Annotated in this window: 2 protein-coding genes; both read left to right on the top strand. The window is 76.1% G+C overall.

The annotated features are described in order from the left end of the window. A partial coding sequence (locus QMK28_RS33750) for an aminotransferase class I/II-fold pyridoxal phosphate-dependent enzyme (RefSeq protein ID WP_326443509.1) occupies positions 1-1,006 on the top strand: 1,006 nt, incomplete at its 5' end. A 161-nt stretch (positions 1,007-1,167) separates the two neighbouring features. Further along, entirely contained in the window at positions 1,168-2,304 is a 1,137-nt protein-coding gene (locus QMK28_RS33745) for an MBL fold metallo-hydrolase (protein WP_326443508.1), read from the top strand. Positions 2,305-2,465 lie beyond the last annotated feature (161 nt).

The following is a 2,465-nucleotide window of genomic DNA, read 5'->3' as shown; positions in this document are numbered from 1 at the left end:
GGTCCTCGCCGCGCCGGGACCGCGCCCCCTGCTGCTCGCTTTGCTGGCCGCCGTCGGCGGCGACGTGCTGCTCACCCGCCCCTGCGCCGAGTGGTACGCGCCGCAGGCCAGGCTGCTCGGCCGGACGCCGCAGCACGTCCCGGTCTCCGCCGAGAGCGGGGGAGTCCCCGACCCCTTCGCGCTGCTGGAGACCGTCCGGCGGGCCCGCGCGGCCGGCGGCGACCCGCGGGTGCTGGTGATATCGGTCGCCGACGATCCCACAGGCAGCTGCGCGCCGCCCGAACTGGTCCACGAGGTGTGCGAGGCCGCCGCTGACGAGGGGCTGCTGATCATCAGCGACGAGACCCACCGCGACACGCTGCACGACCCGCACGGCACCGTCCTGCTCAGCCCCGCCGAGATGCTGCCCCGGCAGGTCGTCGTGCTCACCGACCTCGCGGGCTCGCTCACCCCCGCCTGCTGGCCCGCCGCCGTCGCCCGCTTCCCGGACACCGCGCGCGGCGTCGCGCTGCACGCCGCCGCGCTGCGCTCGCTGGCCGCGCTCGGCTCCGTACTCCCCGGCCCCGTCGCCGAGGCCGTCGCCCACGCCCTCACCGAGCCGCCGCCGGTCCGCGCCCGTACGGCCGCCATGACCCTGCGGTACGCGTCCGCCGCCGCCGGCGCCCACCGGGTCGTCACCGAGGCGGGCGCGCTGAGCCGCCCCCCGCAGGCCGGGCACCACTTCTACGTCGACCTCGGACCGCTGCGCCCCGCGCTCGCCACCCGATCGGTCACCGATTCCGCAGGCTTGGAAGAGCTCTTCGCGGCGTACGGCGGCCTCGGCGGCCACCGGCTGGGCGACGATCCCGACGCCCTGCGGGTGCGGCTCTCCGTCAGCACGCTGCTCGGCCCGGCCGAGGAACTGCGGGCCCGCGCGCCGACCGCCGCGGACCGGCGGGAATCGCCGCACCCGACGGAGGCGTTGACCACTTTTGCCGCAGCGTTCACCGAACTGACGCGCGAGTGAACTACCGTCTGTGAGCGCACCAGCCGGATCAGCGCACCGCGGCGAACCCGTCTCCCCACACGCCGGTCCCGTCGCCCCGCACGCCCGATCCCGATACTCCGGTACCCCGGCACCCCGGCACCTCAGTACCGCCTGGTTCCCCTCCGAATGGAGCCCTGTCGATGACCGAACAGACCGAGCGTTCCCACGCGGCACCGCGCGTGGGCCTCGCCGAGCCACGTCCCCTCGGCGAAACGCGGGTATGGCCACGGTCCTTCGCCGACCGCCTGACCTCTCCGTTGCCCGGCGTACGGGCGCTCGCCCGGGTCGCGCGGGAGGGCGGCATGCGCCCCGCGCCCGAGGCGCTGCGCGAGGTGGCCGAGCTGCCCTTCGAGCCCGGCCCGATTCCGCGGGTCGGCACGGACTCGATCGCCGTCAGCTGGGCCGGGCACGCCAGTTGGCTCATCCGGATCGGCGGGCTCAACGTGCTCACCGACCCCGTCTGGTCCCGGAAGATCCTCGGCACCCCCGCCCGCGTCACACCGGTCGGCATCCCCTGGGATGACCTCCCGAGGATCGACGCCGTCGTCATCAGCCACAACCACTACGACCACCTGGACGCTCCCACCCTCAGGCGGCTGCCCCGCGACACCGCGCTGTTCGTCCCCGGCGGCCTCGCCCGCTGGTGCAGGAGCCGGGGCTTCGGCAACGTGACCGAACTCGACTGGTGGGAAGCCGTCGAGCTCACCGCGCGCGGCGACGGGGGCGAGCCCGGGGACGTCGGCGGGAGCGTCGGCGTCGGCGGGAGCGTCGGCGTCGGCGGGAGCGTCGGCGTCGGCGGGAGCGACAGTACGGTCGAGGAGGCGGGCGCGGGCACCGTCCGGTTCGACTTCGTCCCCGCCCACCACTGGAGCAAGCGCACGCTCACCGACACCTGCCGCTCGCTGTGGGGCGGCTGGGTGCTGACCGCGCCCGACGGCGCGCGGGTCTACTTCGCGGGCGACACCGGCTACGGGCACTGGTTCGCCGAGATCGGCGGCCGCTACCCGGGCATCGACCTCGCCCTGCTGCCCATCGGCGCGTACGAACCGCGCTGGATGCTGCGCCCCGTGCACACCAACCCGGAGGAGGCCGTCCGCGCCTGCGACGACCTCGGCGCGCAGGCCATGGCACCAATGCACTGGGCGACCTTCCTGCTCTCGGCCGAGGCCCCGCTCGAACCGCTGCAACGGGTCAGGGCGGCCTGGGAGGCGGCGGGGCGCTCGCGCGAGGACCTCTGGGATCTGCCGATCGGCGCCTCGCGCGTCCTGAAGCGGTAGGCCTCCGGCCGGCGCTACGCATGAACGGCCAGGCTCGGCTCGGACGGCCCGGCTCGGCCCGGACGGGGCCCGGGCGGGGCCCGGACAGCCCCGCCCCCGCCCCTACCCCGGGTCCGAGGCCGGGCGCGCGGGCTGGTCCGGGCAGTCGGGCCGCTCCCGCC

Origin of the sequence: Streptomyces sp. H27-D2 (assembly GCF_035828615.1) — a bacterium.
Taxonomy (GTDB): domain Bacteria; phylum Actinomycetota; class Actinomycetes; order Streptomycetales; family Streptomycetaceae; genus Streptomyces.
Note: the sequence above shows the minus strand (reverse complement) of the source record. Positions and strands in the feature narration are given on the sequence as shown.

Coding starts and splice junctions, on each gene's coding strand:
- QMK28_RS33745 (WP_326443508.1), top strand. CDS start 1,168: ATGACCGAACAGACCGAGCGTTCCCACGCGGCACCGCGCGTGGGCCTC.